Annotated in this window: 22 protein-coding genes; 10 read left to right on the forward strand and 12 right to left on the reverse strand. The window is 69.3% G+C overall.

Annotated features, from left to right (window positions below):
* Nucleotides 1-18: 18 nt before the first annotated feature.
* From ACO6VK_RS16460 to ACO6VK_RS16470, 3 genes are all read left to right on the forward strand, one after another.
* Entirely contained in the window at nucleotides 19-249 is a 231-nt protein-coding gene (locus ACO6VK_RS16460; protein ID WP_422508972.1) for a BolA family protein, read from the forward strand.
* Between the two features lie 72 nt (nucleotides 250-321).
* Entirely contained in the window at nucleotides 322-1,596 is a 1,275-nt protein-coding gene (gene murA / locus ACO6VK_RS16465) for a UDP-N-acetylglucosamine 1-carboxyvinyltransferase (RefSeq protein ID WP_422508974.1), read from the forward strand.
* A complete protein-coding gene (locus tag ACO6VK_RS16470; protein WP_422508976.1) occupies nucleotides 1,593-1,901 on the forward strand; it encodes an EF-hand domain-containing protein in 309 nt (102 codons plus the stop codon). The genes murA and ACO6VK_RS16470 overlap by 4 nt, the downstream gene beginning before the upstream one ends.
* Before the next feature lie 39 nt (nucleotides 1,902-1,940).
* On the opposite strand, the gene ACO6VK_RS16475 is transcribed toward ACO6VK_RS16470, so the two are convergent.
* From ACO6VK_RS16475 to purM, 6 genes are all read right to left on the reverse strand, one after another.
* Entirely contained in the window at nucleotides 1,941-2,624 is a 684-nt protein-coding gene (locus ACO6VK_RS16475) for a DUF3108 domain-containing protein (RefSeq protein ID WP_422508978.1), read from the reverse strand.
* A 2-nt stretch (nucleotides 2,625-2,626) separates the two neighbouring features.
* A complete protein-coding gene (locus ACO6VK_RS16480) occupies nucleotides 2,627-3,412 on the reverse strand; it encodes a DUF3108 domain-containing protein (protein WP_422508980.1) in 786 nt (261 codons plus the stop codon).
* Between the two features lie 65 nt (nucleotides 3,413-3,477).
* The gene (gene purN, locus ACO6VK_RS16485) at nucleotides 3,478-4,131 is read right to left on the reverse strand and encodes a phosphoribosylglycinamide formyltransferase (RefSeq protein ID WP_422508982.1); all 654 of its coding nucleotides are present in this window, start codon (nucleotides 4,129-4,131) and stop codon (nucleotides 3,478-3,480) included.
* Nucleotides 4,128-4,565, reverse strand: a complete 438-nt coding sequence (locus ACO6VK_RS16490; protein WP_422508984.1) for a hypothetical protein — start codon at nucleotides 4,563-4,565, stop codon at nucleotides 4,128-4,130. Before ACO6VK_RS16490 ends, purN begins: the two co-directional genes overlap by 4 nt.
* A gap of 7 nt (nucleotides 4,566-4,572) precedes the next feature.
* Nucleotides 4,573-5,037, reverse strand: coding sequence for a hypothetical protein (locus ACO6VK_RS16495; protein ID WP_422508986.1), 465 nt, complete (start codon nucleotides 5,035-5,037; stop codon nucleotides 4,573-4,575).
* A 14-nt stretch (nucleotides 5,038-5,051) separates the two neighbouring features.
* A complete protein-coding gene (purM, locus tag ACO6VK_RS16500) occupies nucleotides 5,052-6,113 on the reverse strand; it encodes a phosphoribosylformylglycinamidine cyclo-ligase (RefSeq protein ID WP_422508988.1) in 1,062 nt (353 codons plus the stop codon).
* Between the two features lie 109 nt (nucleotides 6,114-6,222).
* Between purM and ACO6VK_RS16505 the strand changes: the two genes are divergently transcribed.
* The 3 genes from ACO6VK_RS16505 to hda are packed head-to-tail and all read left to right on the forward strand — an operon-like array spanning nucleotide 6,223 to nucleotide 9,223.
* Nucleotides 6,223-7,350: a DUF2066 domain-containing protein gene (locus tag ACO6VK_RS16505; RefSeq protein WP_422508990.1), complete on the forward strand. Its 1,128-nt coding sequence runs from the start codon at nucleotides 6,223-6,225 to the stop codon at nucleotides 7,348-7,350.
* Complete coding sequence (locus ACO6VK_RS16510; RefSeq protein WP_422508992.1) at nucleotides 7,347-8,516, forward strand: AI-2E family transporter; 1,170 nt, start codon at nucleotides 7,347-7,349, stop codon at nucleotides 8,514-8,516. The genes ACO6VK_RS16505 and ACO6VK_RS16510 overlap by 4 nt, the downstream gene beginning before the upstream one ends.
* Nucleotides 8,513-9,223 carry a DnaA regulatory inactivator Hda gene (hda, locus tag ACO6VK_RS16515; protein ID WP_017356239.1) on the forward strand — a complete coding sequence of 237 codons (711 nt, stop codon included), beginning with the start codon at nucleotides 8,513-8,515 and terminating at the stop codon, nucleotides 9,221-9,223. Before ACO6VK_RS16510 ends, hda begins: the two co-directional genes overlap by 4 nt.
* An 18-nt stretch (nucleotides 9,224-9,241) precedes the next feature.
* Here the strand turns inward: hda and murU are convergent, their stop codons facing one another.
* The 4 genes from murU to ACO6VK_RS16535 form a co-directional block, all read right to left on the reverse strand.
* Nucleotides 9,242-9,946: an N-acetylmuramate alpha-1-phosphate uridylyltransferase MurU gene (gene murU / locus ACO6VK_RS16520; RefSeq protein ID WP_422508994.1), complete on the reverse strand. Its 705-nt coding sequence runs from the start codon at nucleotides 9,944-9,946 to the stop codon at nucleotides 9,242-9,244.
* The gene (locus ACO6VK_RS16525) at nucleotides 9,943-10,968 is read right to left on the reverse strand and encodes an aminoglycoside phosphotransferase family protein (protein ID WP_422508996.1); all 1,026 of its coding nucleotides are present in this window, start codon (nucleotides 10,966-10,968) and stop codon (nucleotides 9,943-9,945) included. Before ACO6VK_RS16525 ends, murU begins: the two co-directional genes overlap by 4 nt.
* A 57-nt stretch (nucleotides 10,969-11,025) precedes the next feature.
* Nucleotides 11,026-11,295 (reverse strand): GlsB/YeaQ/YmgE family stress response membrane protein, encoded by a 270-nt coding sequence (locus ACO6VK_RS16530; RefSeq protein ID WP_422508998.1) that lies wholly within the window; start codon nucleotides 11,293-11,295, stop codon nucleotides 11,026-11,028.
* A gap of 66 nt (nucleotides 11,296-11,361) precedes the next feature.
* Nucleotides 11,362-12,855 carry a M20 family metallopeptidase gene (locus ACO6VK_RS16535; RefSeq protein ID WP_422509000.1) on the reverse strand — a complete coding sequence of 498 codons (1,494 nt, stop codon included), beginning with the start codon at nucleotides 12,853-12,855 and terminating at the stop codon, nucleotides 11,362-11,364.
* A gap of 247 nt (nucleotides 12,856-13,102) precedes the next feature.
* Here ACO6VK_RS16535 and ACO6VK_RS16540 point away from each other — a divergent pair, with 247 nt between their 5' ends.
* The 4 genes from ACO6VK_RS16540 to ACO6VK_RS16555 all read left to right on the forward strand — a co-directional run bounded on the left by ACO6VK_RS16540 (nucleotide 13,103) and on the right by ACO6VK_RS16555 (nucleotide 16,244).
* Entirely contained in the window at nucleotides 13,103-13,384 is a 282-nt protein-coding gene (locus tag ACO6VK_RS16540; RefSeq protein ID WP_422509077.1) for a ComEA family DNA-binding protein, read from the forward strand.
* Between the two features lie 397 nt (nucleotides 13,385-13,781).
* Complete coding sequence (locus tag ACO6VK_RS16545; protein ID WP_422509002.1) at nucleotides 13,782-14,843, forward strand: L,D-transpeptidase; 1,062 nt, start codon at nucleotides 13,782-13,784, stop codon at nucleotides 14,841-14,843.
* 28 nt (nucleotides 14,844-14,871) lie between these two features.
* Nucleotides 14,872-15,618 carry a murein L,D-transpeptidase catalytic domain family protein gene (locus ACO6VK_RS16550; protein WP_422509004.1) on the forward strand — a complete coding sequence of 249 codons (747 nt, stop codon included), beginning with the start codon at nucleotides 14,872-14,874 and terminating at the stop codon, nucleotides 15,616-15,618.
* Nucleotides 15,619-15,632: 14 nt separating this feature from the next.
* Nucleotides 15,633-16,244 carry a HutD family protein gene (locus ACO6VK_RS16555; RefSeq protein WP_422509006.1) on the forward strand — a complete coding sequence of 204 codons (612 nt, stop codon included), beginning with the start codon at nucleotides 15,633-15,635 and terminating at the stop codon, nucleotides 16,242-16,244.
* On the opposite strand, the gene ACO6VK_RS16560 is transcribed toward ACO6VK_RS16555, so the two are convergent.
* Both ACO6VK_RS16560 and ACO6VK_RS16565 read right to left on the reverse strand, forming a co-directional pair.
* The gene (locus ACO6VK_RS16560) at nucleotides 16,241-17,848 is read right to left on the reverse strand and encodes a sulfite reductase subunit alpha (RefSeq protein ID WP_422509008.1); all 1,608 of its coding nucleotides are present in this window, start codon (nucleotides 17,846-17,848) and stop codon (nucleotides 16,241-16,243) included. The genes ACO6VK_RS16555 and ACO6VK_RS16560 overlap by 4 nt on opposite strands.
* Nucleotides 17,845-18,825 carry an FAD:protein FMN transferase gene (locus ACO6VK_RS16565; protein WP_422509010.1) on the reverse strand — a complete coding sequence of 327 codons (981 nt, stop codon included), beginning with the start codon at nucleotides 18,823-18,825 and terminating at the stop codon, nucleotides 17,845-17,847. The genes ACO6VK_RS16560 and ACO6VK_RS16565 overlap by 4 nt, the downstream gene beginning before the upstream one ends.
* Nucleotides 18,826-18,855 lie beyond the last annotated feature (30 nt).

An 18,855-nucleotide genomic window follows, 5' to 3' on the forward strand; every position in this document is an offset into this window, starting at 1 on the left:
TTTTATTAGGAAAGCCCGTTGGACGCTGAGACCATCCGCAAACTGATCGAAACCGGCCTGCCGGGCGCCCGCGCGGACGTGCAGGGCGATGACGGCGTACATTTCGAGGCCACCGTGGTCTGCGAGGCCTTCGCGGGCAAGCTGCCGCTGGCACGCCACCGCATGGTCTATGCCACGCTGGGCGATCTGATGGGCGGGGCGATCCACGCGCTGGCGCTGAAGACCGTGACCCCGGCGGAAGCTGGCTGAGTCCGCGTCAACCCCCTTCAAGAGCAGCCGGCCAACGGTCGGCTCTACCCATTCCTTACATTTGCAGACCACATGGCCAAGATCGTAGTGACCGGCGGCAAGCCGCTGCACGGTGAAGTGAACATTTCCGGCGCCAAGAACGCCGTCCTCCCCATCCTGTGCGCGACCCTGCTGGCCGATGCGCCGGTGGAGATCACCAACGTGCCGCACCTGCACGACGTGGTCACCACGGTGAAGCTGCTCGGCGAGCTGGGCGCCAAGGTCACCATCGACCAGGGCACCCTGTCGCGCGGCAGCGCGATCGTGGTCGACCCGCGCCCGGTGAACCAGCATGTGGCGCCGTATGAGCTGGTCAAGACCATGCGCGCCTCGATCCTGGTGCTGGGCCCGCTGCTGGCACGCTTCGGCGCGGCCGAAGTGTCGCTGCCGGGCGGCTGCGCGATCGGGTCGCGCCCGGTCGACCAGCACATCAAGGGCCTGCAGGCGCTGGGGGCGGAGATCACCGTCGAGAACGGCTTCATCAAGGCCCACGCCAAGCGCCTGAAGGGAGCGCACTTCACCTTCGACATGGTCAGCGTCACCGGCACCGAGAACGTGCTGATGGCCGCCGTGCTGGCTGAAGGCACCACCGTGCTGGACAACGCGGCGATGGAGCCGGAAGTCACCGATCTGGCGCACTGCCTGATCGCGCTGGGCGCGAAGATCGAAGGCCTGGGCACCGCCCGCCTGGTGATCGAAGGCGTCGAGCGTCTCTCCGGCGGCCGCCACGAAGTGCTCCCGGACCGCATCGAAACCGGTACGTTCCTGGTCGCCGCGGCGATGACCGGCGGCAAGGTCACGGTGAACCGCGCGCGCCCGAACACGATGGACGCGGTGCTGGCCAAGCTGGTCGAAGCCGGCGCGACCATCGAGACCACCGACGACAGCATCACCCTGGACATGCAGGGCAAGCGTCCGCGCGCGGTCAACCTGACCACGGCGCCGTACCCGGCCTTCCCGACCGACATGCAGGCGCAGTTCATGGCGCTCAACTGCGTGGCCGACGGCGTTGGCGTGATCAACGAGACGATCTTCGAAAACCGCTTCATGCACGTCAACGAGCTGCTGCGCCTCGGCGCGGACATCCAGGTTGAAGGCCACACGGCGATCGTGCGCGGCTCGGTCGAGCTCAGTGGCGCGCCGGTGATGGCGACCGATCTGCGCGCGTCGGCGTCGCTGATTCTGGCCGGGCTGATGGCCGACGGTGATACCACCATCGACCGCATCTACCACCTGGACCGCGGCTACGAGAACATCGAAGAGAAGCTGTCCTCGCTGGGCGCCACCATCCGGCGCGTAGCCGCATGATCCTGCGCGGCCGGTTCACCCGCCGCCGCAAGGCGCTGCTGATCCTGGTGCTGATGGTGCTGGGCTGGCTGGGCTATGCCTGGTACGCCAACATCGCCATCACCCGCGGCATCGAGCAGCAGGACATGGACTGGGACGGCGACGGCAGCGTCAGCCGCACCGAGGTGCTGCAGGCGTTCTATGCGGTGGGCGTGGACGACACCCAGGAAGGCAACCGGCACTGCCGCACCTTCTACTGGCGCGGCAACCGCGAGCAGATCCGCGTGGACTGCAAGACGGTGTTTGGCGAAGCCAAGCCGGAATGAAAAAACGCCCGCGCAAGCGGGCGTTTTTTTTGGGGCAGCTTACTTGAAGGACTTGATGGTCAGGTCCAGCGCGTCCTTGCCGCCCTCGCGCTGCAGCAGGCGCGCCGGTACCGGGAACTCCTTCACGATCCAGGCGATCAGTTCCTTGTTGCCATCGCCGCGCGAGACCTTGGTGGCGTCGTAGGTCTTGCCTTCGACGGTGATCTTTTCCTGGCCGACCACCTTGTAGCTCATCGGCTTGATGCGGCCTTCGTCGACCATGCGGTAGTTCAGCGGCTTGCCAGCCGCCAGATCGCGCGCAATCGCCAGGTTGATCAGCAGGGCATCCATGTCGCCGGCCTTCAGCGTCACCGGGCCGCGACGTTCGGGCTTGATGTCGCCGGTCCAGGTCGCCTGGTTGCTGGTCCAGTTGTAGGCCGCATCCACGTTGCGCTTCTTGACCAGCAGGATCGAGCGGTCATGGCTGCTCAGCGGGCGCAGGCGGCCGCCGGCTTCCTCGAACACCGTGCTCTGGCTGAGGTCGGCCAGCTGGTTCTTCACGTTCAGGCTGTAGCGCCACTTGTTGGCGCCTTCGCTGGCCAGGGTCATGGTGCCATTGGCCTGCATGCCCATGTAGCTGGCCTGGTAATCGGCCTTGAAGGGCTGCAGCGCCATTGCCGGCAGGCTCACCACGGCCAGTGCGCCGGCGGCGATCCAGGTCAGCGGACGGTTCATCACGGTCATGCTCAAACTCCTTGATATTCGATCAGGCGCAGATCGATCCGATCTTCGCCGTCTTCGCGTTGCAGGATGCGGACGGGCGTGGGCACGCCGTTGGCGATCCAGAGGATGGTTTCATCGTTGCCGCCGTTGGTGCGGTACACCCGCAGCGCGTTGTAGGACAGGTCGCCGACCTGGACGTTCTCGGTGTCCGGGGCAGCCTGGTAGTCGTGCTGGCGCACACGGCCCACGTCGACGTAGCGGTAGTGCATCTGCCCGCCCGGACGCGCGTCGCGCATGATCGCCAGGTTCAGCAGCAGCGCGCTCTGGTCGCCCGGCTGCAGCGGAATCGGCACGGTGCGTTCCTTCTTCAGGTCGCCCAGCCACTGCGCGGTGCCGGCCTGCCAGTTGTAGGTGCCGGTGACCTTCTTGCCCAGGAACAGCCCCTTGCGGACGGTGGCCTGGCTGAGCGGCACATAGGTGTCGCCCTGCTTCTCGAACACGGTGCTCTGTTCCAGGTTCAGGCCGAGCACACTGGCGAAGCCACGGCGTCCGACCACCTGCATGTCCACGCGCCACTGCGCGCCGCCGGTATGGGTGACCCGCATCGTGGCATCGCCAGCCTCCTTGCCCTTGTACACGGCCTGGTAGGTGGCGGTGAACGGCTGCAGCGGCGGTGCTTCCCACGGCGTTGCGGGCAGGGCCGGCAGCGGCGGCTCGGGCGCGGCCGGGGCCTCCTGCGCGTGCACGATGGCGGCGGTGCACAGCAGGGATGCGATCAGCAGCGCTGGCTTGAACAAGGGCGTTCTCATGCGGTCAGGAAGATCGGAAGAGGGAGGATGCCAGCGCCGGGGTCAGCGGCATGTGTGCGCCGCGGTCAGCGGTTCAGCTGTCCGGCGCAATCTAGGCGCAGCGGATTAAACAGGGGGTGACCGTCCACGGCAACCTGACCGTCGCGTTCAGACACGCGCCCGGCCACCAGCAGGCGCAGGCTGGCAATCAGCAGCGGGTGCTCGACCGCCAGCACCCGCTGGGCCAGCGCGTCGGCGCTGTCGCCGGGCAGGACCGGGACCCGCGCCTGGGCCAGCACCGTGCCCGCATCCAGCTCGGGCACCACGAAGTGCACGCTGGCGCCATGCTCGGCGTCGCCGGCCTCCAGCGCGCGGGCGTGGGTGTGCAGGCCCTTGTAGAGCGGCAGCAGCGAGGGATGGATGTTGACCAGGCGACCGCTGAAGCGCTGCACGAAGGCCGGCCCGAGGATGCGCATGTAGCCGGCGCAGACCACCCAGTCCGGCGCGAACGCGGCCAGCGCATCGGCCAGGGCCGCATCGAACGCGGCGCGGTCGGCGAAGTCGGCCGGCGCGCGCGCCCAGCGCCGTTCCGGTGCCACCTTCAGCAGTGCGGCCGCGCCGGGGCGGTCGGACAGCACGCCGACCACGTCGGCGTCGAGCTGCCCGGCCGCCTGGGCATCCAGGATGGCCTGCAGGTTGCTGCCACGGCCGGAGGCCAGTACCGCGATGCGCGTACTCATGCCGGGAGGGCGTTGCCGTCGTCGAAGGCCGCGCGCACTTCCGGGCGCTTGAGGGCCACGTAGGCGTACGCACACAACGCCATGCCCAGCGGCCCGGCGAAGCAGGCCAGGAAGCTGGCACCGATGCAGTACTGCAGGCGGGTCCGCCGGCCGATGTAACGGGCGGTGAAGAACTGCACCACGCCCAGGATGGCGCACAGCACCGAGACCGCCAGCAGGAAAATGAACAGACCGAGGGGCGCGGCGTCCGGGCTGGTCGAGCCGCGTTCGCTGACGTAGCCGGCCAGGCTGATCAGCAGGAACGCGCCGTTGGCGAGAATGTGCAGGATGGCCAGCACGTAGAACAGGATGTTGAGGTTCTGCAGGTGCGAACGGATCTGCAGCGGCGTCCACTGCGAGGACGGGGCGGGCAACGGCGGCGGGGTCGGGGTCATCGGGCGCTCAGGGCAGGGCCGGCAGGGGCTGGAAGGCGGCCTTCACCGCCGGCTTCAACAGCACCACCAGGGTGAACACGCCCAGCACGGTGCCGAACGGCGTGAACAGGCACGACAGGGCCGCCACCACCAGGCAGAGCGTGTGGCGGCGGCGCTGCGCCAGGCTGCGCCCGGCCAGCACCATCAGCGACGTCATGGTCAGGCAGGTCACCAGGAACAGCGCGCCCATGCCGACGAACAACCAGCCGGCCATCTGGTCGCTGGGGCCGCCGGAGGCCTGGTTGTTGGCCGGGAACCAGCCGTTGACGATGCCAAGGCCGATCCCGATGTAGAGCAGCGGGAACAGCGAGAACAGGGCCATCAGGCCGGCCACTACGTAGTGGAAGATCGACAGCAGGCGAAGGTAGCCCTGATCCTCGAGCGGCAGCAGCGCGGGCGGGCCAACCGGGGCAGGGGCAGGGGCAGCGTCCATGCGTTTCTCCCCGATCAGCCGATGTGGACGCGTTCGGCGCCGTCGGTGGCGGCGGTGACCTCACCGATGGTCCAGTGCGCCAGGCCCAGGCCGTCCAGCGCGGTGCCGATGCGCTCGGCCTGCGCCGGCGGCACCACCAGCACGAAGCCGATGCCGCAGTTGAAGGTGCGCCACATCTCGGCGTCGGCCACGGCGCCTTCGCGCTGCAGCCACTGGAACACCGGGGGCAGGGTCCAGGCGCTGGCGCGGATGTCCAGGCCCAGGCCGTCGGGCACGACCCGGATGATGTTCTCGGTCAGGCCGCCACCGGTGATGTGGGCCATGCCGTGGATGGCCTCGCCGTGGGCCTTGAGCAGCGCCAGCACCGGCTTGACGTACAGCGCGGTCGGTGCCATCAGCGCGTCGACCAGGCGCTTGCCGTCGTCCAGCACCAGGTCGGCCGGCTGGCCGGCGCGGTCGTAGATGCGGCGGATCAGCGAGTAGCCGTTGGAGTGCGGGCCGGAGGAGGCGATGCCGATCAGCACGTCGCCCTGGGCCACGCGCGCACCGTCCAGCAGCTCGGACTTCTCCACCGCGCCCACGGTGAAGCCGGCCAGGTCGTATTCGCCCGGCGGGTACATGTCCGGCATTTCGGCGGTTTCACCACCGATCAGCGCGCAACCGGCCTCGGTGCAGCCATTGGCGATGCCGCCGACCACGGCGGCGGCCGTGTCGATGTCCAGCTTGCCGGTGGCGAAATAATCCAGGAAGAACAGCGGCTCGGCGCCCTGCACCAGCACGTCGTTCACGCACATGGCCACCAGGTCGATGCCGATGGTGTCATGGCGGCCCAGCTGCTGGGCCAGCTTCAGCTTGGTGCCCACGCCGTCGGTGCCCGAGACCAGCACCGGCTCGCGGTACTTGTTGGACAGGTCGAACAGGGCGCCGAAACCGCCCAGGCCGCCCATCACTTCCGGACGGAAGCTGCGCTTGACCAGCGGCTTGATGCGTTCGACCAGCTCGTTGCCTGCGTCGATGTCGACACCGGCGTCGCGGTAGGTCAGGGAAGGAGGGGTCGAAGACGGGGAGTTGGTCACGGGCGTGGGCGCTGCGCTGGGGTGAAAGCGGGATTTTAACAGGCCACGTTGGCGCACAGGCCCTATTCGGGCAACAATTCCCCCTGGATACGCTCTATGGAAAGTCCTGATGCGCCGCAGCCTCCTGTTTGTGATGTTCCTCGCCCTGTGCCTGCCGGTGGCCACGATGGCCCAGAGTGGCCTGCGGACCGAGGGCGATGTCGCCAGCGCCTCGGGCGCCTATGAGGCGGAGGTACCGGTCAACAGCCAGAGCGATGCCGACCGCAATGGCGCCCTGGCGCGCGCGCTGGGCAATGTGCTGGCCAAGCTCTCCGGCGACCGTGGCGTGATGGCCCGGCCGGGCGTGGCGCAGTCGCTGCGCGGGGCCAAGGACTACGTGGCCAGCTACGATTACCGCCAGGACCAGAGCACCTCGGCCAGCGGCGCCCCCAGCTACCGGACGGTGCTGGTGGCGCGCTTCCGCCAGGATGACGTGGACGGCCTGATCGGCGCGCTGGGCCTGCCGCTGTGGCCGCAGCCGCGACCCAAGCCGGTGGTCTGGCTGGCCATCGATGACGGCTCGGGCCCGCGCCTGGTCACCGTGCAGCAGGCCAATGCGGCCCGCCCGCTGCTGAACCGGGCGATCGAGCGCGGCTACAAGCTGGGCCTGCCGTCGGGCAGCGCGGCCGAGCAGGCCCTGGTCGGCGCGATCTGGCGCCAGGACACCGCCGCGGTGGCCCGTGCGTCGGCGCGCTATGCCCCGCCGATGCAGCTGGTGGGCAAGCTGTACCGCGACAAGAGCGGCGGCTGGGTAGCCGACTGGGTGTTCGTCGATGGCGGCAAGGAACTGAACAAGTGGTCCACCAAGGACACCGATGCCCGCCGCGCGATGGCCGGTGGTGCCGACGGGGCCGCCGACGCGCTGGTGCGCCGCTATGCCAAGGCCGGTGCGGCCACCGGTACGGCCGGTACCTACAGGATCGTGGTGACCGGCATCCACAGCGCCGAGGACTACATGCGCCTGGCGGCCGGGCTGCGTGAGACCCCGGTGGTGCGCAACGTCGTGCCCGTGCGCGCTGCCGGCGACCGCCTGGAACTGGCGCTGGAGATGACCACCGGCCTGGCCGGCCTGAACCGCATGCTCGGCGACAACGGCGTGCTGGTGCCGGTCGCACCGCTGCCGCTGCCCGTCCCGGTCGATGGCGACGAACCCACCGCCGCGCCCGCGCCGGCCAGCAACGAGTACCGTCTGCGATGATTCTCAGCCCCGAAGCGGAAATCGCGCAGTTCCTGCGCCGCCTCAAGTACGTGCTGGTCGCGCTGGCGGCGGGCTGGGTGATCTGGCTGCTCGGCCCGATCCTGACCCCGTTCGTGCTGGCGCTGGCCCTGGCCTGGCTGGGCGACCCGCTGGTCGACCGGATCGAGGCCACCGGCCGCTCGCGCAACACCGGCGTGGTGCTGGTGTTCGTGGCGATGATCCTGCTGATCACCGCGGCACTGCTGATCCTGGTGCCGATGATCGAGCGCCAGATCGCCACCCTGATCGCGGCGGTTCCACAGGCGCAGCAGTGGCTGATGCAGACCGGCATTCCGTGGTTCGAGCAGAAGACCGGCCTGGAGGTCATGCAGTGGATGGACCCGGACCGTCTGATCGAATGGGTGCGCAGCCATTGGCAGCAGGCCGGCGGCTTTGCCAAGACCTTCTTCGGCTACGTGTCGCGTTCGGGCTTCACGATGGTGACCTGGGTGGTCAACATCCTGCTGCTGCCGATCCTGGCGTTCTACTTCCTGCGTGACTGGGACAAGCTGGTGGAGCGGGTGGCCTCGATGATCCCGCGCAACCACATCGCCACCATCACCAAGCTCGCGCGCGAGTCGGATGAAGTGCTCGGTGCGTTCATCCGCGGCCAGTTCCTGGTGATGATCGCGCTGGGCGTGGTCTACGCGGCCGGGCTGTCGCTGGTGGGGCTCAAGCTGGGCCTGTTGATCGGCCTGGTTGCCGGTCTGATCAGCTTCATTCCCTACCTGGGCGCGACCACCGGCATCGTCATGGCCGTGGTGGCGGCACTGGTGCAGGCGCAGGGCTTCGACCTGAAGCTGCTGATCCTGGTCGGCGTGGTGTTCACCGTGGGTCAGCTGCTGGAAAGCTATGTGCTGACCCCGCGCATCGTGGGCGACAAGATCGGCCTGCATCCGGTGGCCGTCATCTTCGCGGTGATGGCCGGTGGCCAGCTGTTTGGCTTCCTGGGCATGCTGCTGGCGCTGCCGGTGGCGGCGGTGAGCAACGTGCTGCTGCGCTACGCGCACCAGCGCTACCGCGAAAGCGAACTGTATGCCGGTGAGCGCTCGGCGATCGTGCTCGATTCCTACATCGACAAGACCGACGTGGTGATCGTGGTGCCGAAGGATCCGGACGGCCAGTGAGCGTGGTCCCGCAGCTGCCGCTTGCCCTGCGCTACCCGCAGGACGAGCGCCTGGAAACCTTCATCGGCGCCCCGGACGGGGCGCTGGCGCAGCTGCGCGCGATCGCCATCGGCGCGGCGTCGGACTGGGTCTACCTGGAAGGCGCGGCAGGCACTGGCAAAACCCACCAGGCGCTGGCGATGTGCTCGCTGGCCGAGCAGGCCGGCCGGCAGCCGACGTACCTGCCGCTGAAGGCGGTGGTCGGGCGCACGCGCGCCGCGCTGGAATCGCTGGAAGGGCGCGATCTGGTCGCGCTCGATGGCCTGGATGCCGTTGCCGGGCACCGCGACGATGAAGTGGCGTTGTTCGACTTCCACAACCGCGCCCGCAGTGCCGGCATCACCCTGCTGTATACCGCCCAGCACGCCCCGGACCAGCTTGGCCTGGTGCTGCCGGACCTGCGCTCGCGCCTGCAGCAGTGCGTGCGCGTGGTGCTGCAGCCGCTGGACGACGAAGGCCGCGCGGCGGTGCTGCGCGAGCGCGCGGCGCGCCGTGGCCTGGCCATCGACGAGGCGGCGATCGAATGGCTGCTGACCCGCACCGGCCGCGAACTGGGCAGCCTGGTCAGCCTGCTGGACTGGCTGGACCGCGAATCACTGGCCGCGCAGCGGCGCATCACCGTGCCGTTCCTGCGCCAGGTGGTGGAAGAAGGCTCGCACCGCCTGTAACGCGCGCTGCCGCTGCCGCTACCGGCGCAGCGCCGCATCCAGTGCCGCCAGCCGCTCCGGCGTGCCCACATCGGTCCAGTGCCCGCGGTGATGCTGCCCGGTGACCCGGCCGTCGCCCATCGCGTGACGCAGCAACGGCGCCAGCCCGAACTGCGGCGGCGTGGCAGCGGCACCGTCGGTGCTGCCGATGACCTCGCGCCAGCCCTGCACAATCCCCGGGCGGAACACGCCGACACCGGCATAGGTCAGGCGCGGCGCATCGCCGGCATCGCCCACCGTGCCATCGTCGTGCAGGATGAAATCCCCGCGCGGATGCTGCACCGGGTTGTCGACCAGCACCAGGTGCGCATCGCCCTGCGGGTGTGCCGGCAACGCGGCGAAATCCACGTCCGTCCAGACATCGCCGTTGACCACCAGGAACGGGGCGTCGCCCAGCACCGGCAGCGCGTTGAGAATGCCGCCGCCGGTCTCCAGCGGTACCGGACCTTCGTCGATCAGGTGCAGGCGCAGCCCCCAGCGTGCGCCGTTACCCAGCGCCGGCGCGAACTGGTCGCCCAGCCACGAGGTATTGATCACCACCTCGTCGATGCCGGCCGCGGCCAGGCGCTCGAGGTGCCACACCAGCAGCGGTTTGCCGCCGGCCACCAGCAGCGGCTTGGGCGTGTGCAGGGTCAGCGGGCGCATGCGCTCGCCCTTGCCGGCGCAGAACACCAGGGCCTTCATGCGCGTGCCGGCCGCGGTTGCGCCAGCTGGGCCAGCGCAGGCTTGATGCGGTCGTCCAGCAGCGCCAGCAGCGGTGCCAGTTCGGGGTGGCGCGGCAGCACTTCGTCCAGGTAGCGGATGAAGCGCGGCGCATCGTCGAAGTAATGGCCCTTGCCGTCGCGGTCGCGCAGGCGCACGAACAGGCCGAGGATCTTCAGGTGCCGCTGCACGCCCATCCAGTCGGCGTCGCGCAGGAACTGCGGCCACGGCCGCACCGGCAGGCCGGCGGCCTGCGCCTGCGCGTGGTAGCGCGCCAGCCAGGCATCCACGCGCGCCAGCGGCCAGCTCAGGAAGGCATCCTTGAACAGGCTGACCGGGTCGTAGGCGATCGGGCCGCGCACCAGGTCCTGGAAGTCGAGCACGGCGGGCCCGCCATCAATCGGCATCAGGTTGCGCGGCATGAAATCACGGTGGGTCAGCACCTGCGGCTGGCCCAGTGCGTTGTCCATCAGGCGGCGATGCACCAGCTGCAGGCCTTCCAGCTCGCCGCAGTCCAGTTGCAGGCCCAGGTGGCGCTGCAGGAACCACTCGTCGAACAGGCCGGCGTCGCGCTGCAGCAGCGCCTCGCCGAAGCTGCCCATGCCCTCGGGCACCGCGATCGACTGCAGCCGGATCAGCTGTGCGAAGGCGGCATCGAACCATGCATCGGCGTTGGCATCGTCGATGTGGCGGGCCAGCGTGGGGCCGCCGAGGTCTTCCAGCAGCAGGAACCCCTGTTCGACATCGCGCTCGAACACCTGCGGCACGCGCACGCCGTTGGGTTCGAGCAGGTCATGCATGCGCAGCCACGGCCGCACGTCTTCCAGGCCGGGCGGGGAGTCCATCACGATGTGGCTGCCGCGCGTACTGGTGGCACGCCAGTAGCTGCGGAAGCCGGCGTCCACCGAGGCGCGGTCGAGCGCCAGGTGCGGGTCGCCAAGCATGGAACTTGCCCACTGCCGGCGGAGGTCGGCGCGCAGCGGGTCGGAAGCGGGATCGTTCATGGACGGGTACGTCGAAGCGGCGCCGGGGGCGCGCGGAAAGAGGGATGTCGCAGGACGTCAGCGTTTGCCGCTGACCAGCCGCAGCACGGCCAGGATGACGATCGCACCGGCCACCGCACCGATGAAGCCGGCCGGTTCGCCACGTGCATACCAGCCCATGTACTGGCCGAACCAGCCGGCGAACAGTGCGCCACCGATGCCCAGCACGATGGTCAGCAGGCAGCCCATGCGGTTGTTGCCCGGCATGAAAAAGCGCCCGAGCACGCCGACGATGAAGCCGACCAGGATGATGTAAAGCCAGCTGGTGCTGCCAAACAGACTATTCATGACGCCGTTTCCCGCAGGAGATGGACGCAGCCTACCAAGTGCAGGCTGCGTCCGTCACCGGTGCGATCAGCAGCAGCCGTGGCCGCCGTGGCGGGTGCCGCTGTCGGCAGCCACCGGCGAGCCGCTGGTCTCACCGCGCAGGCTGGCCGCGTAGTGCTCGCTGATCACCTTGGACACGCAGGCGGTCACGCGCTTGCCCATCGGGATGTGCAGGAACTCGTTCGGACCGTGCGCGTTGGAATGCGGGCCGAGTACGCCGGTGATCATGAACTGCGCGCCGGGGAACTTCTCGCCGAGCATGCCCATGAACGGAATCGAGCCGCCTTCGCCCATGTACATGGCCGGCTTGCCGAAGAAGGTCTGGCTGGCGTCGTCGATCGCCTTGGTCAGCCACGGCGCCATCGCCGGTGCGTTCCAGCCGGTGGAGGCCTTTTCCAGGTCCAGGGTCACTTCGGCGCCGTTCGGCGGATCGCGCAGCAGCGCGTCCTTGAGCAGCTCGCCGCAGGTCTTGCCGTCGGCGGTCGGCGGCAGGCGCAGCGACAGCTTCACCGCGGTATGCGGGCGCAGCACGTTGCCGGCCGAGGCCAGCGGCGGCATGCCGTCGATGCCGGTCACCGACAGGGCCGGGCGCCAGGTGCGGTTGAGCACCAGCTCGGTGAGGTCGTCGTTCATCGGCGTGAGGCCGTCGACCAGCGGGAATTTCTCGAAGATCGCGGTGTCCACCACATCGGCGGCGCGCTTGGCCTGTTCCAGGCGCTCGGCCGGAATCTCCACGTTCATGCCGTCGATCAGGATGCGGCCGGTGTTCTCGTCTTCGATGCGCGACAGCAGCTGGCGCAGCAGGCGGAAGCTGGACGGCACCACGCCGGAGGCATCACCGGAATGCACGCCTTCGTTGAGCACCTTCACCGAGAAATTGCCGCCGGTCAGACCGCGCAGCGAGGTGGTGCACCACAGCTGGTCGTAGTTGGCGCAGCCCGAATCCAGGCACACCACCAGCGACGGCTTGCCGATGCGGTCGGCCAGGTGATCCACGTAGGCGGGCAGGTCGTAGCTGCCCGATTCCTCGCAGGCTTCGATCAGCACCACACAGCGTGCGTGCGGCAGGCCCTGTTCCTGCAGCGCCAGCACCGCGGCCAGCGAACCGAAGATCGCATAGCCGTCATCGGCGCCGCCGCGGCCGTACAGCTTGTCACCGCGCAGCACCGGTACCCACGGGCCGAGGTCGTCGTCCCAGCCGGTCATTTCCGGCTGCTTGTCCAGGTGCCCGTACAGCAGCACGGTGTCGTCGCCGGTCTCGGCGCCGGTGGCGGGGATTTCCAGCAGGATCAGCGGCGTGCGGCCTTCCAGGCGCACCACCTCCACATTCAGGCCGGGCAGGTTCTGGGCCTTGGCCCAGTTCTCCATCAGCGTGACCGCCTGTTCCATGTACCCGTTCGCCACCCAATCAGCGTCGAACATCGGCGATTTGTTGGGGATACGGATGTAATCGACCAGTTGCGGGACGATGTCGTTGTCCCACTTGTCACTGAGGAATTGGCCGAGTTTGGCGCTGTCCATCTGAAGCTCCGAGTGCAATGGCTAGTCCTCACATTCTACGCCTCCGACCGGGGTAGGGATTTCCCTACATCACGTCGGGTATTTGGCCGGCTGTGTGAAGGCGCAGTGGACGATAGGCTGTGTGTATGTGGCGCGGGACACTGTTTCAGCCGAAGGGAATGTCGGCAGGCACTGTTTCCAAGTCACAAGGAGTTTCACTGTGGGGCCTTGGGTTTCGTGGAAGGCGCTCGCGCTGGGAATGCTGTTGATGTGGCCTGCCTTCGCGGCGGACCGGATCGACATCAATACCGCCGACGCGTCGATGCTGGAGCAGGGACTGGCGAACGTAGGGCCCAGACGGGCTGAGGCGATCGTTGCATACCGGCGACAACACGGCCCTTTTCTTCGAGTCGAGGATCTGACTCGGGTGAAGGGGATAGGGACAGCAACCGTCGAACGGAATCGACAGCGGATGACGGCAGGCATCAGGACGATGCCCGCCGGGGAACCTCCCCGGAAGGAGGCTCCGCGCTCCGTACCCAGGCGCTGACGGACAGGATTGCGGGAGACCGGCAGGACGCTGGTCGGCCACCCGGGCAGGACGCCCGGGTGGTGCCCAACGCTGCAGGGACGCGCATGCCGCACGGACGCGGCGCCAATGGAAGGCAGGACACCACCAGGACGGTGGCATCCAGACCCGGGAAGGGAATGCGATGGCGGATTGAACAACGACCCAGTGCAGGGAGCATGGTCGGGACCCATTTGGCAGGATGCGAAAGGGGGAAGGCGGGATGCCGACAAGGACGTAAAGATTGCCCGGTACCGTACAGGACGTATGGCCGGGCAATTTCTTTTTGCGCGCGCGCAGCGCAACGCGCAGGCGGGAATCACCACTGCAGTGCGACGCATCGTGTAGCCTCGGCGCGTCACTGCAAAGGAATGAAGCAATGCGCGTACGTCGTTGTCTGTTGAGCGGGTTGGCATGCGCGCTTGTCGCTGCACTGTCGCTGGCCCATGCCGCCACGCCGCCGCCCACGGCGACGCCGCTCACCACCCCGGCCGTACGCGGCCCCACCGACCTCAAGCCCGGCGAGTTCCTCTGGCATCCGGAGATCTCGCCGGCCGGGCCGATCGTGCTGGTGGTCAGCCTGGATGAGCAGCGCGCGTACGTGTACCGGAACGGCATCGCCATCGGGCTGAGCACCATCAGCTCGGGCAAGACCGGGCACGAAACGCCGACCGGGGTGTTCACCATCCTGCAGAAGGACAAGGACCACCGGTCCAATCTCTACAACAGCGCGCCGATGCCGTACATGCAGCGGCTGACCTGGGATGGCATCGCGCTGCATGGCGGGAGCCTGCCGGGACATCCGGCATCGCACGGCTGCGTGCGCCTGCCGCAGGCGTTCGCGCAGAAGCTGTTCGGCGAGACCAAACGCGGCGACACCGTGGTGGTGGCCGATGCCAAGAGCGCACCGATGACGCTGGCGTATCCGGCGGTGCTGGCGCCGGTCAACAGCACCGGCAAACCGCTGGTCGAAACCACCGCTGCACCGGACCACTACTGGAATGACGCCGCTGCGCCGTCCGGGCAGGTCGGCATTCTGGTCAGCCTGCACGACCAGCGGCTGTACGTGCTGCGCGACGGCGTGCTGATCGGCGAATCACGGCTGGAAGCCAAGGCGCTGCCGGCCTTCGAGGGCACCACGCTGTTTGTGATGCAGCAGGGGTACTCGGATGTGCCCAGCCCACTGGACGCGCACCAGCGCCTGCACAAGTGGACGGCGTACCCGCTGCTGGGCCAGAGCGAGGGCAACGCCAGCCCGGACCTGCTGGCCACGCCGAGCCTGCCGATGGCGCTGCCACCGGCCTTTGCAGAGCAGCTGTACAAGGCGCTGGTGCCGGGCACCACGCTGCTGGTGACCAGCCTGCCGGCGGTACGCCCGGTGGCCGATGAACAGAACCTGCAGCCGGTCTTGGAATCCGACGCCCCGGGGTCCACCTTGTAAGGACTGCTTCCCTGGCTGGTGGTTGCCCATGTCTGCTGTGAACGCCTTGTCCGCCGTTGCGTTCGGCCTGATTGCGTCCGCTTCGGCGGGCGCAGGCGCGGTGCCCGTGGCGGCCGCTGCGCCTGCCGCGACGAGCGCGGCGCGGCCGGCGGCGCACGACCCGGCCCAGTTGGCCGAGATGCTGGCGCGCGCGGCCCCGTCGGCCGACCGCAGCGTGCTGCAGTTGGCAGCCAAGGCGATGTCGTGCGCGCAGCGCCGGCCGGACCTCGGCGTCGACCCGGCGCGGCTGAGCGTGATCGACTATTCGCGTCCCTCAACCGAACCGCGCATGTGGGTCTTCGACCTGTCCCGGCAGACGCTGCTGTTCGAGGAATGGGTGGCGCACGGCCGCAACAGCGGCGGCAACCGCACCGAGCATTTCTCCAACCGCGACGGCAGCTTCATGTCCAGCCTGGGCGCGTTCACGGCGAAGGAAACCTACATGGGCGGCAACGGCTACTCGCTGCGCCTGGAAGGCCTGGAGCCGGGCTTCAATGACAACGCGCGCGACCGGGCCATCGTCATCCACGGTGCGCCGTACGTGAACCCCACGTTCGCCCGCATGCAGGGCCGGCTCGGCCGCAGCCTCGGCTGCCCGGCCGTGCGGCTGACGGTGGCCAAACCGCTGATCGACAGCCTGCGCGGTGGCGCGATGGTGTTCGCCTACTACCCGGACAAGGACTGGCTGGCGCGCTCGCGGCTGCTGGCGCCGGACTGCGGTGGCAGCGCCGGCTGAGGCACAATGCCGGCATGTCGACCGATACCTTCCTGAGCGCGGCCACGCGCGTGATTCCCACGGTGGAGTACCGCCGCGAGCGCTGGCGCAATGGCCTGGGCTGGACCCGCGAGATTCTGCGCGTGCCCGACACCGATGACTGGCAGCTGCGCCTGTCGATCGCCGAGATCGAGCAGGACGCCGCCTTCTCCGCTTTTCCCGGCATCGAACGTGAGCTGGTGCTGCTGCGCGGCGAAGGCCTGCGCCTGCGCTTTGCCGATGGCACGCTGCACACCCTGATGCCGCCGCACGATCGGCTGCGCTTTGCCGGCGAAGCCGAGCTGAGCGGCGAGCTGGTGGACGGTGTCACCCACGACTTCAACCTGATGTGGCGCCGCGATGCGGTGAACGCCGAACTGCTGCATCGCCCGCTGGTGGGCAGCATGTTCTTCTTCACCGAACCGACCACCGCCTGGGCGATCCACCTGCTGGCCGGGCAGGCCGCGTTCGAGGGCGAACCGGCGCTGCCGCCGCTGCAGGCCGGCGATACCGCCTGGCTGGGCGCAGGGCCGCGCCGGCGTTACGCGTTGTGTGGCGGTGGCGAGCTGCTTGCCATCCGCGTGGCGCCCGGCGCCGCCGGCACCTAGTACACGTCGCGGCGGTAACGGCCGGCCACGATCAGGGCTTCCTTGCCTTCGCGGCCGAGTGCCTGTTCGATCACCGCATCCACCGCCGGGGCCATGCCCTGCAGGCTGCCGCAGACCAGGATCGTGGCGCCGTCGGCGACCCAGCGCTGCAGCACGTCGAGATGCGCGCGCAGGTGGTCCTGCACGTAACGATGCTCGCCTCCGTCACGGCTGAACACCGCATCGCGGCGCTCGATCCAGCCCTCGCGCTGCCAGGTGCGCAGGTCATCGCCGAAGAAGTCGTCGTGCGCGGCGGTACGTTCGCCCGACAGCAGCCAGTTGCGGCGTGCCCCGGCGTCGATGCGGGCACGCAGATGCGCACGCAATCCGGCGATGCCGGTGCCGTTGCCGATCAGGATCAACGGTGCCTGCGGTGACGGCGGGTGGAAATTCGGATTGCTGCGGAAGCGCAGATCGATGCGCCCGCCCAGTGCGGCGTGATCGCAGAGCCAGCCGCTGCCCAGGCCGGGCGTGCCGTCCGGGCGCAGGTGGCGGCGCAGCAACAGCGTCACCTGTCCTTCGACCGGCATGCTGGCAATGGAGTACTCGCGGTGCGGCAGCGGCGTGAGCGACGCGACCAGCGCCGTGTCGTCGGCGGGCACCGCCTCCGGCAGGGTGGGCAGGTGCGCGCGCGCCAGGTGGGCCGACAGCGGCTCGCCGCCGACCATCGCTGCGCCGTCGCGTGCGTGGGTGGTCAGCCAGGCGGCCACGTCGGCGGGGGCGTGCCGGGGGCCGATTTCGACCACATCGCCGGCCTGCCAGGCGGGCAGGGCGCCGTCGGCCGGCACCAGCGCGATCTGCCAGGTGCCGGTGCCCGGGCTGCCGGGGTTCACCAGTGCGCGCGCCTGCAGGCACCAGTGCCGGTACTCGGCCGGGGTCCAGTCGGGCAGGTCGGTGGCGGTGCCGCCGAGCTGGCCGAGCAGCTGCTGCCAATGGCGCAGCGCGGCGGGGTCGGCGTTGTCCACCTCCACCGCATCAAACAGCGGATGGGCGCCGTGCTGGCGCAGCCACGCGTCGAGCTGGTGGCCGAACGCGCAGAAATGCCCGTAGCTGCGGTCGCCCAGCGCCAGCACGCCGTAGTGCAGCCCGGGCAGGGCCAGCGTCTGCGGCATCACCCGGCGCAGGAACGGCAGGGCATGGTCCGGAGCATCGCCTTCGCCGGTGGTGCTGACGATGAACAACGCCTGCGTGGCCTGCTGCAGCGCGGCCGCGTCGATCTGGTGCAGGCCGCGGACGCGGACCGCCACGCCGGCTGCGCGCAGGGCGTCGGCGCTGCGTTCGCACAGCTGCTGGGCGAAACCGGTCTGGCTGGCCCACACCAGCAGGAGCGGCGGCGGGCCGCCGCTGCCGGCGGTGTCGTCGCGGGGACGGCCACGCCACCACACCGTGGCGCAGAACGCCGCATACGCCACCACGCTGCCGGCGGCCCAGCGCCACTGCGCGGGCAGCGGTGCGCTCTGCCACCACCCGTCGTGCTGGTGCAGGCGCAGCAGCAGTCCGGCGATCAGCGCCAGCAGCGCGATCACGGCGGCGTTGCCCAAGGCGGCGCGCGAGGGGAAGGTCATGCGCTGCCCGCCGCATCATCGGCCAGCAGCTGCGCGAAGGCCGGGCTCAGGTGTTCATCGATGCCCTGCGCGCCACGGATCACGAAGCGGGCAGCCAGGCCGTGGGTGCGCGCGAAGGCGAGGCCCTGGTCAACGCCCATCACGGTCAATGCGGTGGCCCAGGCATCGGCCTGCATCGCATCGGACGCGACCACGGTGACCGCGGCGGCCGCACGCGCCACCGGCGTGCCGAGGCGCGGATCCAGGGTGTGGCTGAACTGCGCGCCGTCCTGTTCGAAGTGATGCCAGCGGTCACCCGAGGTGGCGACGGCGCGGCCATCGAGCGCAAGCACGCGCGGCGGGTGGGTTGCCTGTGCATCGTCCTCCGGGGCCGATTCGACCAGCACGCGCCACGGCTGGCCGTCGGGCTTGCGCCCGTAGCCATGCAGTTCGCCGCCCACTTCCACCAGCGCGGCGTGCACGCCCTGCCGGCGCAGCCACTCGACGATCTGGTCGACACCGAAGCCCTTGGCGATGGCCGAGAGATCCAGTTCCAGACCACCGGGTTGGTACAGCCGGCCGGGTTCATGCCGCAGGCGCTGCCAGCCACAGCGTGCGCGCGTGGCGGCCAGCGTCGGCGCATCCGGCACGCGCTGGGCCTGTGCCTGCGCGCCGAAGCCCCACAACGCTACCAGCGGGCCGACCGTGGGATCGAAGGCGCCCCCGCTGCGCCGGGCGATGTCCAGCGCGCACTGCGCGACGGTATCGAACAGCGGCGGGATGGTCTGCCAGCTGCCGGCATCGGCGCGGTTGAAGCGCGTGATGTCGCTGCCGGCTTCCCAGGTGCTCATCTGCGCCACGATGGCGTCGAGCTGGGCCTGGATGCCGCCATGCAGCGGGTGCAGGTCACGCGTGCGCGCCACCGCCAGCGTTACCTGCCAGGTGGTCCCCATGCTGTGGCCACCGAGGCGGGCGATGTCGAGGAGCGTGTCGTTCATGGGCAAGGGCAGACACGCCGGGCAGGGCCC

This window comes from Stenotrophomonas sp. GZD-301 (assembly GCF_049310345.1).
In the GTDB taxonomy this organism is placed as follows: domain Bacteria; phylum Pseudomonadota; class Gammaproteobacteria; order Xanthomonadales; family Xanthomonadaceae; genus Stenotrophomonas.